Annotated in this window: 13 protein-coding genes; 7 read left to right on the top strand and 6 right to left on the bottom strand. The window is 66.4% G+C overall.

Annotation, left to right across the window (positions count from 1 at the left end; translation table 11 throughout):
• Positions 1-48 precede the first annotated feature (48 nt).
• Positions 49-2421 carry a diguanylate cyclase domain-containing protein gene (locus GQB00_RS12600; protein WP_165856452.1) on the top strand — a complete coding sequence of 791 codons (2373 nt, stop codon included), beginning with the start codon at positions 49-51 and terminating at the stop codon, positions 2419-2421.
• A 56-nt stretch (positions 2422-2477) separates the two neighbouring features.
• Positions 2478-3374 (top strand): DMT family transporter, encoded by an 897-nt coding sequence (locus GQB00_RS12595; protein ID WP_111493212.1) that lies wholly within the window; start codon positions 2478-2480, stop codon positions 3372-3374.
• Here the strand turns inward: GQB00_RS12595 and GQB00_RS12590 are convergent.
• Positions 3367-4134: a sulfite exporter TauE/SafE family protein gene (locus GQB00_RS12590; protein WP_111493214.1), complete on the bottom strand. Its 768-nt coding sequence runs from the start codon at positions 4132-4134 to the stop codon at positions 3367-3369. The two genes, GQB00_RS12595 and GQB00_RS12590, sit on opposite strands and share 8 nt — an antisense overlap.
• Positions 4135-4180: 46 nt before the next feature.
• Positions 4181-5287 (bottom strand): hypothetical protein, encoded by a 1107-nt coding sequence (locus tag GQB00_RS12585; RefSeq protein WP_228276707.1) that lies wholly within the window; start codon positions 5285-5287, stop codon positions 4181-4183.
• 170 nt (positions 5288-5457) lie between these two features.
• Here GQB00_RS12585 and GQB00_RS12580 point away from each other — a divergent pair, with 170 nt between their 5' ends.
• The 3 genes from GQB00_RS12580 to GQB00_RS12570 all read left to right on the top strand — a co-directional run bounded on the left by GQB00_RS12580 (position 5458) and on the right by GQB00_RS12570 (position 8384).
• Positions 5458-5997 carry a glutathione peroxidase gene (locus GQB00_RS12580; RefSeq protein WP_165856451.1) on the top strand — a complete coding sequence of 180 codons (540 nt, stop codon included), beginning with the start codon at positions 5458-5460 and terminating at the stop codon, positions 5995-5997.
• 78 nt (positions 5998-6075) lie between these two features.
• Positions 6076-7584, top strand: coding sequence for an amidase (locus tag GQB00_RS12575; RefSeq protein ID WP_165856450.1), 1509 nt, complete (start codon positions 6076-6078; stop codon positions 7582-7584).
• A gap of 203 nt (positions 7585-7787) precedes the next feature.
• Complete coding sequence (locus GQB00_RS12570; protein ID WP_111493220.1) at positions 7788-8384, top strand: hypothetical protein; 597 nt, start codon at positions 7788-7790, stop codon at positions 8382-8384.
• Between the two features lie 59 nt (positions 8385-8443).
• On the opposite strand, the gene GQB00_RS12565 is transcribed toward GQB00_RS12570, so the two are convergent.
• The 4 genes from GQB00_RS12565 to GQB00_RS12550 all read right to left on the bottom strand — a co-directional run bounded on the left by GQB00_RS12565 (position 8444) and on the right by GQB00_RS12550 (position 12528).
• The gene (locus GQB00_RS12565) at positions 8444-9556 is read right to left on the bottom strand and encodes a HupE/UreJ family protein (RefSeq protein WP_165856449.1); all 1113 of its coding nucleotides are present in this window, start codon (positions 9554-9556) and stop codon (positions 8444-8446) included.
• Positions 9553-10524 carry a hypothetical protein gene (locus tag GQB00_RS12560; RefSeq protein ID WP_228276706.1) on the bottom strand — a complete coding sequence of 324 codons (972 nt, stop codon included), beginning with the start codon at positions 10522-10524 and terminating at the stop codon, positions 9553-9555. Before GQB00_RS12560 ends, GQB00_RS12565 begins: the two co-directional genes overlap by 4 nt.
• Positions 10525-10741: 217 nt before the next feature.
• Positions 10742-10984 carry a hypothetical protein gene (locus GQB00_RS12555; RefSeq protein ID WP_165856448.1) on the bottom strand — a complete coding sequence of 81 codons (243 nt, stop codon included), beginning with the start codon at positions 10982-10984 and terminating at the stop codon, positions 10742-10744.
• Positions 10985-10998: 14 nt separating this feature from the next.
• Positions 10999-12528 carry a DUF4331 domain-containing protein gene (locus tag GQB00_RS12550; protein WP_111493226.1) on the bottom strand — a complete coding sequence of 510 codons (1530 nt, stop codon included), beginning with the start codon at positions 12526-12528 and terminating at the stop codon, positions 10999-11001.
• A gap of 212 nt (positions 12529-12740) precedes the next feature.
• Between GQB00_RS12550 and GQB00_RS12545 the strand changes: the two genes are divergently transcribed.
• Together GQB00_RS12545 and GQB00_RS12540 are read left to right on the top strand one after the other, a co-directional pair.
• Complete coding sequence (locus GQB00_RS12545) at positions 12741-13298, top strand: RNA polymerase sigma factor (protein WP_111493227.1); 558 nt, start codon at positions 12741-12743, stop codon at positions 13296-13298.
• Positions 13295-13990, top strand: a complete 696-nt coding sequence (locus GQB00_RS12540) for an anti-sigma factor domain-containing protein (RefSeq protein WP_111493228.1) — start codon at positions 13295-13297, stop codon at positions 13988-13990. The genes GQB00_RS12545 and GQB00_RS12540 overlap by 4 nt, the downstream gene beginning before the upstream one ends.

The following is a 13990-nucleotide window of genomic DNA, read 5'->3' as shown; positions in this document are numbered from 1 at the left end:
CGCCGGCCGTGCCGGCGGATGACGACAGCAGTAGGTGGAGGTACATCATTGATTGACAGGATTCGACGCTGGTTCGATAGCCTTAAGAACCGGGCCGTCGTCATGGTCGTCCTGCTTGTCGTCCTGATCACCGTAACCGCGACGGTGATCGCCGTCTCCCTTGGCCAGTCGGAACTTGAAGCCCAGGCCCGCAACCAGCTACAGACCCACGCGATGATCATTGCCGACGACGTGGACGAGAAGCTGGCCGAGCGCTTCGATGCCATCACCCGGGTGGCCGCCGGGCTCACCATGTACGAAGAGGCGCTTTTCAGCCGTGCCCAGGTGATCCTGAACCGCCAGACGGCCCTCAACTCGCTGTTTCACCGACTCTATCTCATCAATCACCAAGGCCATGTCCAGGCTGTGCTGCCTGAGGACAAGCCTGCGCGCGGTATCGATGTGTCGGATCGTCCCTACTATCGCCAGACCCTCCAGCAGATGACCACCCTGATCTCGAAGCCGATCTTCTCTCGCGACGAGGGCGAGCCGGTGGTGGTGGTAACGGCACCGATCTTCGATCACAGCCAGCGCCTGACCGGTATCCTGGCCGGGTCGATCAAGCTGAGCGAAGACAGTTTCCTGGGGGCCCTGGCTGATCTCAGTATTGGCCAGACCGGTTTTGTGGCGATGGGCACCCGCTCCGGGGTGATCCTGGTGGAGCCGTTCGATCATCCGGAACTGGGGCGCCTTAACGACAACAGCCCCCTGCACCAGGCCGCTCGACGAGGAGAGGAAGGTGTGACCGTGGTGCCCATGAGCAGCGGCGGCAAGCGCGTGGTGGCGTACCGGCAGCTGAACCAGGCGCCCTGGTTTGTGACCGTGTCGTTGCCCACGCGGGAGGCGTTCGAACCCATCCGCACCCTGACCAACGTCATGGGATGGGCGGCGCTGATCCTGCTGATTCTGTTTATCCCCCTGTCGCTGCGGATGTTCAGTGACCTCCTGTATCCGCTGCAGCGCCTGGCGGTGCAGATCCGGGCGTTGCACGAGGGGCGTCAGGAGCGCCCGGAGCCGGTGGGCGGCGGGCGCGAGATCCGCGAGCTGGAGCGCACCTTTGCCGAGGTGAGGGAGGAACGCCAGGCGGCCCGCCAGGAGCTGGAGCAGAAGGAGGCTTATTTCCGCTCCCTGTCCGAGCGTGCGCCCATCGGCATCATCCAGACCGACGTGCTGGGTCGGATCGAGTTCGCCAACCCGGCGTTCGAGGCGATTGTCGGCCAGCCACTGGCGCGCATCCGCAACCAGCCGTTCCTGCCGTTTATCTACCGGCCGGACCAGGAGCAGGCCCGTATCGAGTGGGAACGGGTGCAGCGCCAGGGGGAAGTGGCCCGCGGCGAGCAGCGGCTCTATGACCCCCGCACCGAACGCATTATCTGGATCTCCTACATGCTGGCCCCGATCCAGACGCCGGACCGGGCGCTGGGGACCGTGTGTGTGGCCCGGGACATCACACACGAGCTGGAAATCGAGGCCGAGTTGCGCGGCGCCCGCGCCCGGGCGGAACGCATCCTGGAAGTCCTCGATGAAGGCGTGGTGATGACCGATAATCATGGTTTCATCAGTTTCGCCAACCCCACGTCCTGGCCGTTCCTGGGCAGCCAGAGCACGGTGGTCGGCTTCAATCTGTTCGACCTGGTCCGGGTGACCATCGATGGCAGCGACTGGACCTTCGACGACTTCCGCTGCCATCCCCAGGTCACCGAGCTGGACGCGGTCATGACCAACCGCCAGGGCCAGCCGTTCGAGGTGGAGCTGACCATGCTGCGGCTGGACGGCGAGCAGGCCGAGCAGTTCGTTTTCGTCATGCGCGACGACAGCGAACGCCGCCGCCAGGAAGAGCGGCTGTCCTGGGAAGCCAGTCACGACCCGCTGACCCGCCTGTCCAACCGGCGAGGATTCAACTCGGCGCTCGCCAGCCTGCTGCAGCAGGAAACCCGGGAAGGCAATCCGTCGGTGGTGATGATGATCGATCTGGATCACTTCAAGCCGGTCAACGACAACGGCGGCCACCTGCTGGGGGACGAGCTGCTGCGCCACATCGCCGATATCCTGCGCAGCCGGGTGCGCCAGTCCGACATGGTGGCGCGGCTGGGCGGCGATGAGTTCGGTGTGATCCTTCCCGCCTGCGGCGTGGCGCGCGCGCGGGATATTGCCGAAGCCCTGCGGGTGGGGATCGAGCGACTCATCCTGGAGGACAACGAGCGCCAGTATGGCGTGACGGCCAGCATCGGCCTCACCGCCATCACGCCTGCCGATGTCGTGGCCAAGGATGTGGTGGCCCGCGCGGATGAAGCCGCCTACGCCGCCAAGGCGCAGGGGCGCAACCGGGTCATCGTATTCGGCGAGCACGACCAGGCCTCCGAGCCGCTGATCCGCCTCTAGCGTTCACGTTGGGCAGGCGGCCGAACTTCCCCAGAACCCGATCGAAAAGGTGATTGATGTCAGAACAGGCCCTCCGGTTGCGAGGCTTTATGATCGTCGGGCTGGGCGTGCTGCTGCTCTCGCCCGACGCGCTGCTGGTCAAATCCACCAGTGTGTCGTCGGAGGTGTTCCTGTTCTGGCGTGGCCTGCTGCTGGCCCTCAGTTTTGCGGTGATCCACAGCGTTCGCTACGGCCGGGAGCTGTTGCCCGCCATGCGCGCCTGCGGCCGCCGCGGGTTCTACTGCGGCCTGGCCTTCGCCGGCAGTACCCTGGGCTTCGTGACCGGTATGAAACACACCGCCGCCGGCAACGTGCTGGTGATTCTCAACACCGCGCCGGTCATCGCCGCGCTGCTGGCCTGGCTGATCTGGCGCGAGCGTTTGCCGCTGCGCACCTGGGTGCTGATCCTGGTGTGCGTGTCCGGGGCCACCCTGATGGCGCTGGGAGAGATGGGCAAGGGCCAGCCGCTAGGGTTGCTGATGGCGGGGCTGGCGGCGTTTTCACTGGCTTCCAACCTTGCCGTGGCCCGCTCGCGACCGCAGGCAGACATGAGTCTGATGCTGATTTTCGGTGCCTTGCTGATCTGCGGGGCCGCGGCGCTGTTCGGCGGCATGCAGTGGCCCGGTTGGCCGGACTTCGGGTTCATCGTCCTGCTGTGCATCGGTTTCCTGCCCGCGGCCAGCATTCTGATCCAGACCGGGCCGCGTTATCTGCCTGCGGCTGAAGTCAGCCTGTTCCTGCTGCTGGAGACGGTTATTGGCTCGCTGCTGGTGTGGCTGTTCCTCGATGAATTGCCCGGGCCGCTGGCCTTCGCCGGCGGCGCCATCATCCTCTCCGCCCTGGCCATCAACGGTGTTATCGAGCGGCGTCGCCAGCGCCGGGTGGCGACCCTGGCCACGACCGACCTCAGCTGATCCAGCCGGCGGTTTGCGCCGCCTGCCACAGCAGGCGCAGGGCCAGTGCCGTCAGCAGCAGGTTGAAGAAGAACTGGAAACGGCGGTTGCTCAGCCGCTGCAGCACGTGCAGGCCCAGCCAGGTCCCCACGAACCCGCACAGGATCATGCCCAGGATGAACGGCAGCCACTCGCCCAGGGCGAAGCCGGCCAGGCCGAACACCACTGCCTTGGCCGTGTGCTGCAGCGTCATGGCGGAGGCGAAGGTGGACACCGTGCGGAAGCGGTCGCCGTGCACCTGCTTGACGAAGGCTCCCACCAAAGGCCCGGTGGCACCCACAAACAGGGTCAGGAAGGTGGTTGCCACCGCTGCGGCGAAGGTGCCCGCCGGCCCCAGGATGGCCCGGGGCAGCGCCGGCCCCCAGCACAGGTAGAGAATGAACAGGGCGATGGTTAGTTCCCAGATCGCCGGCGGCAGGTGCACCAGTACCAGCGCCCCGAGGCCGGCGCCCAGCAACACGCCGGGGAGGAAGGCCAGGATCAGCTTCCAGTCGATATGGCGCCAGGTGAGGCTGGCGCGGCCCGCGTTGGAGCCCAACTGGATCAGCCCGTGCACCGGGATGATGGCGGCGGGCGGCAACCATAGCGCCATCAGGGCCAGTAGCATGGCGCCGCCGCCGGCACCGAGGCTGGCGGTGATCATGGAGGTCACGGCGGAGGTGGCGAACAGGGCGAGCGCCAGGGGCAGGCTCAGGGCATCGGGCAGGGACAGCAGCTCCAAACGGTCACTCCTGGTATCGGTTGTTTCGGATCAGTACGCGCCCGGGTTACGGCGCATCGGCACAGAGCGTGTCGTCGGCCATGCGCGGCAGCCGGCACAGGGCTTCGCCGGCCAGCTCCACGTCCGCCACATAATACAGGGACGACAGCCCCAGGCGATTGCGCCCCAGGTTGTGGTAGACCAGCCCGAAGGCGATGTCGCCGGCACTGAAGCGTTCCGGGTGATCGGCGAAATAGGCGGCTGGCTGGGCCAGTTCCTCATCTTCCAGCAGCGTCAGCACGCGCGCGGCACCGCCATGATACGCCTGCACCAGCAGCAGCGTGAACAGCCGGTCGCGTTTGGCCGGCGGTAGCTTGCCGAAGCGTGCTTCGAACGCCGGGCGCAGGTTGCGGGCGTTCTGGCTGGTCAGACGCATGGCGCAGTCCAGTTGCGCCAGCCGGTGCCAGTAGTTGCCCGGACTGATACCGCAATCGTCCAGCACCATGTCCGACAGCTGCATGATGCCACGGGCATTGGCCGCGGAATGGGCCTTGCGCTGGCCGCCGCTCTCGATCAGCAACTGACCCGCCAGATAGCGCGGCATTTCCGCCGGCAGGTTGAGTCGCTGCTGGTTGTTGCGGGTGTCGTAGATATAGCGCAGGGCGGCGTGCAGCGATTTCGGATCGTCGGCCGAGGCGAAGGTGAGGTCGTCCCAGTCGCCCCAGATACGGTCCGCCGGCAGGCTGCCCACATAGCGTGCCAGGGCATCATCCATGTTGACGTGGGGCTGGTCGCAGGCCAGGGCGAACGGGTAACCGGTGGTCTGCGGGTCGCCCGCCACCCAGTAGTCCGCGCGGCCGTTGGCCGCCATGCGTTGGCGGGTGTCGTTGAGCTTCCGCTGGGTGGCCTGCCGGGTGGGGGCATTGTTCATGTAGCCGAGGAACTGGCCGCGCCGGTCGAAGAGGATGTGGCGCTCGATCTCGCTGCAGTAGCCGCTGCTGTCCAGGATCCAGCGTCGGATGGTGAGGATGTTGCTGTAGACCCCCTGGCTTTCCCAGTAGGGGGATTCGCGGATCACCGAGGTCCAGTCCTTCAGTTTCTCCGCGGCGGCCGGGCTGGCACCGAGGGCAAGCAGGGGCAGCAACAGCAGGCAACGGGCTGTCCGCAGGGGCATGGTGAATCTCCGCAAAGGGCCGGTTATTGGCGGTGAATGCTCCAGAGTTTGGCGAGCGGTGCGGTTCCCTGCAACTGTCTTCGATTGCGCCGGTCGTGAAACCGCGCAGGCCTGTAGGGCGTATGATGGAGACCTGAGAAAGTCTGCAGGGCGAAAGGGAGGAAGGTGCCATGGCTTGTCGTCTGTTCCTGGGAGCGGTGATCGCGACCGCGTCATTCACCGTCGATGCCGCCTGTCCGGAGTGGCTGGACCATTCCGTCAACCGACTGCGGTCCACCGAGACGGTCAATTTCTGCGATCTGCAGGACGGCCGCCCCATGCTGATCGTCAATACCGCCAGTTTCTGTGGCTATACCGGCCAGTTCCGCGAGCTGGAGACGGTCTACCAGACCTATCGCGAACAGGGCTTCACGGTGGTCGGCGTGCCGTCCAACGATTTCCGCCAGGAAGCCTCCGACCCGTCCAAGACCGCCGAAGTCTGTTTCGTCGACTACGGCGTCACCTTCACCATGACCGCGCCCCAGGCCGTGAAGGGGGAGGGCGCCCATCCGGTGTTTCGGGCCCTGGCTGACCGGAGTGGCGCCGAGCCGGGCTGGAACTTCAACAAGTACCTGGTCAGCGGCGATGGCGACCGGGTCTGGCATTTTCCCAGCCGCACATTGCCGGATGGGCCGGAAATCACTGCTCAGGTTGAAGCCCTTCTTAAATAAGCTGAACGCAGTGTCATTTGTTTGGGCCCCCGGGTATGCTGATATCGAATCCGCTGCGAATGAACCAAACGCCTATCCATGAAAGTCAGCGATTACTTGCAGTTCGACGCCGTCGGGCTGGCGGACTTGGTGCGCCGCAAGAAAGTCACCGCCCGCGAGGTCCTGAGCGCCGCGATCCAGCGCGCCGAGGCCGTCAATCCGGCCATCAACGCCATCTGCCTGCCGCAGTTCAGCGATGCCATGAAAGCGTCGGTGCCGGAGGGTGGGGCGTTTGCCGGTGTGCCTTTCCTGCTCAAGGATCTGGCCCAGGAGCAGGCGGGCAAACCCTGCACCTACGGCAGTCGCGCCCTGCGCGATCAGGTACCTGAGCAGGATTCGGCCTATGTGCGGCGTGCCCAGGCGGCGGGGCTGGTCATCATGGGACGCACGGCAACGCCCGAGCTGGGCCTGAAGGCGGTCACCGAGTCGCGCCTCTGGGGGGCGACCCGTAACCCCTGGGATCTTGGGCTGACGCCGGGCGGCTCCAGCGGCGGCTCCGGCGCGGCGGTGGCGGCGGGTATTGTCCCCATGGCCGGGGCCAATGACGGCGGCGGCTCGATCCGCATCCCCGCCGCCTACAACGGCCTGTTCGGTCTCAAACCGTCGCGCGGCCGGGTCTCTGCGGGTCCGGGCATGGGCGAGCACTGGAATGGCGCGTCCACCGATCTGGTGGTCAGCCGCAGCGTGCGGGACAGTGCGGTGATGCTGGACCGCCTGGCGGGCGCCGAGCCCGGCGACCCCTTCCGGATTCCTCCGCCTGAATGGCCGTATGCCGACTGCGTTCGGCAGGCGCCGAGACCGCTGCGCATTGGCGTGTTCACCGAGTCGCCCTATGGCAGCGACGTTGCGCTGGAGTGCGTCGAGGCGGTGGAAGCGACGGCCCGCACCCTGCTGGAACTGGGGCATCACGTGGAATACGCCCGCCCCGGGTTCGATGGCCGCGACCTGGCGCGCAGCTATCTGGGGCAGTATTTCGGGGAGGTCTCGGCCATGATGGACCGGGCTCGGGAACAGTACGGCGCCCGCGACCGGGATTTCGAGCTGGAAACCCGACTGCTGGGCATGCTCGGCCGGACCCTGCCGGTGCCGGAGTACGTGCGCCTGCGCCAGCAATGGAACGATTTCGCCCGCGCCCTGGGGGCGTTCTTCGAAGGTTTCGATCTCTACCTGTGCCCCACCACCGGCCAGATGCCGGCCCGCATTGGCGAGCTGGACACACCGGGCCATCTGCAGGCGGCCAGTCGCCTGATGCTGTTGCTTCGGGCCGGCCGCCTGGTGCACCGCAGCGGGATGGTCGACGACCTGGCGATGGAGAGCCTGGCGCGTACACCGTTCACTCAGTTGGCCAACCTGACCGGCACGCCGGCGATGTCGATGCCCCTGCACTGGACCGCCGAGGGCTTGCCGGTGGGCGTGCATTTCGGGGCCGCGCACGGGGGCGAGGGCGTATTGTTCGGGCTGGCCGGTCAACTGGAAGCGGCGCTGCCCTGGTGGCATCACTACGAGCGCCTGGCGGAATTGGGGCGTGGTGAGCGCGCGGCCGGGTAAAGAATAACCGCCTTGGGGTTGTGATCCGGTCCATGCGTCTCCACGTTTAACCTTTTGCGGAGACACGCTATGCTGTAGTTGGGAGTTGCCCGACTTCCATGGCGATCACTGAATAGACGACCTGTCTGCCGTGAGTGCGCCGGACAGGCGGTTTTGTCCAGTGTCTCCCCCTTCCCTGATGGCACCGAGGAGGCGAGCGTACCATGAACCAACCGATTGCGATCGACGAGCTTGTATCTGTCGCACAGGGCGAAGCCATGGGAGAGCTGGATGCTCCCATGATGGCGATTGTCCTGTCGTCAGAACAGAGTTACGACTTGCCCATCCAAAGCCTCGAGACCGAAGCCGACAAGGCTCGCTGGGCGTTGATCCTGCGTGCCGCGCGGGAACACGTCGAAGCTGACGCCGTTGCTGTGCTTTATCCGGCCTGGACGACCATCAAGTCCAAGCCGGAGCCGGAACCGGAGCCGGCGGTTGAAGAGATCAACGACGACACACCCAGCCCGATCGACACGCTGTTTGTGCAGCTGCACACCCGGGATCGGGTTTACTGGCGCGGCTTCGAGCAGATTCGCGATCCGCGCCACCAGCGCATCATCGGCTTCCGTCGGATCGGCGCCCTGTCGACCGATTACGACCGGGATGACGTGCCATCGGTGGCGGCCTGGCTCAACACCCTGTTCGAGCCCCTGCCGGACGAAGGCGAAGAAACCGAAGTGGATCGCGAGCTGGCCGATCTGCTGGAAGAGCCGGAAGTCAGCGCCGCCCTGTACCCGCGTCAGATGCGTAACCTGCACTGACCGCCTGTAAGGAAACCTGTTGATGGCTGTGCGCTCGCCGCCCGGGAAGGGCGGCGATGCTAGGCGATCGACAGCCCCGCCACCCGCTCGACCACCCAGTACAGACTGATCGCCGACACCGCCAGGGCCAGCGCGGGCACCATCGCCCGCTGGTACAGGCGCAACCGGCTGCAGGCGTAGAGCAGCGGGAAGACCAGCAGCAACAGCGCAATCTGGCCCAACTCCACGCCGATGTTGAATCCCGCCAGGGCCAGCACCGTCTGTGACGTGCCGCTGGTCAGGTCGCCCAGCACGCTGGCGAAGCCGAACCCGTGGATCAGCCCGAAGCCGAAAGCCAGGCGCCAGGTGTGGCGACCGAATATCGGGAAAAACAGGTTGAGGGCCGCCAGGGCGATCGACAGGGCGATGACGATTTCGATCCAGGCAATGGGCGGGCGCATCACGTCCATTGCCGCCAGGCCGAGCGTAATGGAGTGGGCAACGGTGAAGGCGGTGACGATGCCGGCCAGCTCCCACAGCCGGCGCCGCGGGCCTCGTTGTGGCTCGTTCCGGCGCACCAGGGTGGCGGGTAGGATCAGGACCAGCAGGAACAGCACGTGGTCGAAACCGAACACCAGGTGCACGATGCCCTGGTAGAGGAAATCGCCGAACAGCGCCAGCGGCGATGCGGAGACGGTGGTCAGGTCCAGTGCGTTCTGGTCGGGCCCCAGCACCGCCAATTGCTCCGAGTCGCCCAGCCGGCGCTGGACCAGTCCCCGGTGCAGGCTGTCCACCTCGAACAGCAAGCGGTAGGTCAGTCGCGTCGGGGCGGCGTCGCCCGGACAGTCGATGGCGTAGCGCGCTGCCGCGTAGGGACCGTCGCTGTGCCGGGTGAGGCCCCATTGCAGACCATTCAGGGCGCAGGTCGCGTCGCCGGCCGCCACGGTCACGCCGGCTTCCAGGTAGCGGGTGATTTCGGCCCGCGCGTCCTGCAGCTCGCGGCCGGACACCTGTCGGTCGTCATTGCGGTCCAGGGGCACGACCAGCGCCAGGTCGCGCAGGGCCAGGTCAATCCGTAGCTGGGGCGGCGTGTTCGTCTGATCGAGGTAGACGAACCCGTCGCTGGCCTTGTGAGCCCAGCAGGCGGGGGCGAGCAAGAGGCCGATCAGCAGGCCGGTCAGGAAGCGCGTCATGGGGTGGTCTCCGGATAGCGGGCATCCGTCTGGTTGTTGTCCGCGAGCCAGTCGCGCACCTCACGTTCGACGTCCGCTGCATCGGCGGCCCGTGCGGCCCGAAGCAGCAAACGGGTGTCCAGCGGTTCACGCTGCTGTTGCCAATTGTCCCTGGCCACCTGCAGCGCGTCGTCGGGCTGGTTCTCCACATCGAGCAGGAAACGACTGTAATCGCGACGGTGCAGCAGGTTGCCGCGCCAGCGAGCCTCCGCGAAACGCTGACGCAGATGCGCCACGAGCTCGGTGTCGTCCCGTTCCAGCTGCGTCAGGGCGATGGCCCGCAGGACCGCCAGGCTGTCCACCGCGTCGTAGCCTTCGGTCAGGGCGAGGGCGGCGTCGGGGCGGCTGTGCTGCAGCAACCAGTCGGCGTATTGGGTGCGGGCGTAGAGGTCCCCGGGGGTCAGGGTCAGGACCTGCTCCCAATGGTCGGGCGCGGCAGGCTGGCCCAGTTGGGCGGCCAGGTCCGCCAGAGTGCCAAGCGTCCAGGCGGCAGCGGTCCGGTCGCGGCTGGGATTGGACCTGTCCAGCTCCCGCTGCAGGGCCTGGTAAGCCGCGTCGGCATGGCCGGTGCGCGCGGCCACCTGGGCCTGGCAACTGGCGGACATCAGGCCGGGCCGCTCCCGTGCGAGATCCGAACAGGCGTCACGGGCCGCCGGATAGTGGCCGCGCACTAGTTCGATGGTGGCCCGGGTCAGGTGCGCCTGGGCGCGTAGCGCCGGTGATGTCGTTGTCTCCAGCACCGCTTGCAGTTCCTCCAGCGCCGGATCGAACCGGTGCAGGCTCTGGTCCAGCGTCGCCTGCAGCAGACGCAGTCGGTGCGGCCTGTCTGCGTCCGACCATTGCTGTAAGGTCCGTTGCGCGTAGCCGAGATAGCGCGGATCCCCTTCGCGCCGGGCCAGCTCCAGATAGGTGCGGGCCTGCCGGGCCAAACCCTCGGCGCTTGTGGCCCGGGGCTGGACGCCCAGGGCCTGGTCGGGGAGTCGCGCCAGGACGGCCTCGGCGTCGATCGGCTCGATGGCAGGGGCGGCCCATACCGGCCCGCCGGCCAGGGCCAGCAGAAGACATCCGAAAAAGACCCCGCTCCGAAGAGCGGGGGCAGGGTCGGCCGGCTTCCTGCCTCGTGAAAGCCGGCCAACAGGTACCCGGTTACTCGAGCACATCGTCGAACGCGTCCTCGTCGTCCTGATTGTTGAACTGGAACTCCAGCTCGTTGATGGCCACCGCGTCGCGGTCGTCACGGGTGTTGTCGATCTCGGCCTTTACGAACTGGTTGAAATCGACTTCCGCATTGCCGTTATCTTTGCCGTTGCTGTGCCCGTCGCTGTCGGCGCATCCGGCGGACAGGCATGCCGCCAACACCAGGCCGATGAGTGCTGTTTGCTGTGTCATGACAACCTCCGCGCTCAGGGCGTGTTCGGATTCGGCGAGCCGGGCAGCGGTGTCCCGAGGTACGGGAAGCCGTCCAGCAGCAGGGTGCGATCCACCACGGCGCCGTCGGTCAGCGGCGCGCCGCCGTTGGGATCGGTCTCACCGAAGAACGGCAGGGTCGCACCGATGGCCACCCGCAGGGCGATGTCCACGACGTCGTCTACCGGACGTCGGCCGTTGGGAAAACCGGTGGCGTCGGGGCTGCTCGCCAGCAGGCCCAGGTCGGACTGGTTGTTCACGTCCGGATCGGCCGCCGGCAGGTCGGTATTCAGACGCAGCATGTCAGAGGCCTGCACGCCGGCCGGCTCGTTGGAGAAGATCACGTCGCCGCCACCGTCGGTCAGGGTCAGACCCGTAAGAAAGGCCGCGACCAGGTCGACCCGCGGATAGACCTCGGGCTCCTGGATCGCACCGCCGGTCACGATTTCCAGCAGTTGCGGCAGGGTCGGGTTGGTGACGTAGGTGGCGAACTGGGCGTCGTCGGCCGGCTCACTGGCGTTGAAGCGATCCTTGTCGGCCAGACCGATGACCACCTCGTTGACCAGCGGCATGCCCAGCCTTGAGACCTGGGTGTAGGCACCGCCTTCCACGGTGGCGCCCTTGCCGTTACGGGTCGGCGCCGGGTTCAGCACCCGCGCCTGGCGCACGCTGGCCGTGGTCCAGGCGCCGATGACCGGGTCGCCGTCCGCGGTCTGGGACGAGCCGGTCACGCAGTCGATGGGCACTTCCAGGGCGAACGAGGTCACGTTGGCCCCGGTCAGGGTATCCAGATCCTGGTCGCGGCTGCCCAGGGGATCGGCGATGTTCACCAGATCGAAGATCTCACCTAGGTTCACCGCAAAGGCGTCCTTGCGCTGGCCCACGAACACCCGCCCGTTGGCGGAACAGCCCGGCAGCGCCACGTCGTAGACATGGTTGGCGGCGTAGGCGGCGTAATCGCTGATCGAATTCGTGCCGATATTGTCCACCGGTTTGCGGAAATCGCCGGTGCCGGTGGTCACGTTGGTGGCGGTCTGCACCTGTCCGCTGCGCCGGTCGCCGCGGATCACGTCCAGGCTGTACTCCTGGCGCACCTGAACGTTATCCGTGGCGGTGGCGGCCGGGCCGATGCCGCCGATGTTCTTCAGCGGCACCGACACCATCTCTCCGCCCACATCGAGCTGCAGGTCCTGGGTCACGTCGCTGAGTGAGAAGCGGAAGGTGATGTCCTCTTCCGCGTCCGCGGTGTTGTCGATGTGAATTTCGTAGATGGCGTCCTCGTCCAGATCGAAATAGTTCGGGCCACCGTATGGATCCTGGAGCGGCAGGTAATTGGCGATGAGGGTCACCGTGTCTTCGCGCCCCGGCTCATAGCTGCGAAACAGGTAGAAGTCGGTGCCGTCCACTTTCGGAACTTCGGTGATGAAGGGCGCTTCCCGGTGGCTGGAAGCGTTCGCAGCGCCGCTGGCAAGGCACAGTGCGGCCAGGGTGGCTGAGAGGGCTGACCGTTGTGGTTGGAAAGTCATGGTCTGTTCCTCTGCTATGGTTAGGATGCGAGTCAATGTGGAAGACAGCGTCAGCGAGTGGCTGTCCTGAGGCGGTTACGGCCCGGCATCCGGAATGGTTGCACTTCGGAAATAAATTATTCAGGTGGTGTCCTGGCCGCATCTCGACGGCCCGGTCAGACGTAATGTGGCTACCTGATCTGCATCGGTGATGGAACGCGAGAGCAAGCAAAATGGCAGTTGAGACAGGTCAGGACGAAGAGTTGATGGCGCTGCTGGCCCGCGTGGCGCAGCACGACAGGGCGGCTTTTCGGGCGCTCTACGAACGTATGGCCGGCCGCATGTTCGGGGTTTGCCAGAAACTGGCGAACCAGCCGGAGCTGGCGGAGGAAGCCTTGCAGGATGCGTTTGTGCGTATCTGGCACCACGCCAGCGAATACCACAGCGAGCGGGGCACGCCGCTGAACTGGATGCTGACGATCGCGCGCTATCGCACCCTGGACCTGATCCGGGCGCGCAAGGTGCGGCAGACCGCCGGCGACGACCGGCTGGAGCAGGTGGCTGACGACAGCGCCAATCCGCTGGATGCCTCGCTCCAGGCGGATGGGGCGGCCGCGTTACAGGGTTGTCTGGAGGAACTGAGTGAAGACCAGCGTGACAGCATCCTGCTGTCCTACTACCGCGGTTTCACCCATGAGGAGCTGGCGACGGCGCTGAGTACGCCGATCGGCACGGTCAAGAGTTGGATCCGACGTGGTTTACTGGCGTTGAAGAGGTGTCTGGAACAATGAAACGAACGCCGGAACGGATTGAACGGCTCGCCGCCGAATACGCCCTCGGAGCCCTGAAGGGCCCTGCGCGCCGGCGCTTTGAGCGCTGGATGATGGAGTCCTGGTCGATTCGCCAGGAAGTCTGGTACTGGGAAAAGCAGCTGGCGCCGCTGGCTGAAGCGGTGCCCGCCGAAGACCCTCCGGAACGGGTATGGCGTGCGATCGAACAGCGCCTGTGGCCGGAGACGGCGGCCCCGCGGCGAACCGGCCCGAGCTGGCTCTGGGCCGGCTGGAGCCTGGCCGCCACGGCGGTTGTGCTGGTGCTGGCGGTGTTGCTGGTGAACCAGCCGCAGGCGCCGGAAGGGCCGCTGTTGTCGGGCGCGGTGGTACCGGAAGAAGGACAGGATCCGCTCTGGCTGGTGTCCGAGGGCGGTCCGGCTGGCCAGCTCAGCCTGCAGCCGGTGGCGGCCCAGCCCGCGGAAGGGCAGCACGACTACGAACTCTGGGTGGTGCCCAAGGACGGCAACCCGATGTCCCTCGGGGTGATCCCGGTCGGCGAAGACAGCGTGCGGATTACCCTGACCCCGGAAACCCGGGCGGCGCTGGCGGCTTCCCGAACTCTGGCGATCAGCCTGGAGCCCAAGGGGGGCTCGACCACCGGGGCGCCGACCGGGCCAATCCTGCACATCACCCGACTGCACGAACTGCAGTAG

It is taken from the genome of Marinobacter sp. JSM 1782161, from assembly GCF_011421605.1.
GTDB classification, from domain to species: Bacteria; Pseudomonadota; Gammaproteobacteria; order Pseudomonadales; family Oleiphilaceae; genus Marinobacter_A; species Marinobacter_A bohaiensis.
The sequence above is the reverse complement of the archived record's forward strand: the minus strand, read 5'-3'. Positions and strand labels throughout refer to the sequence as shown.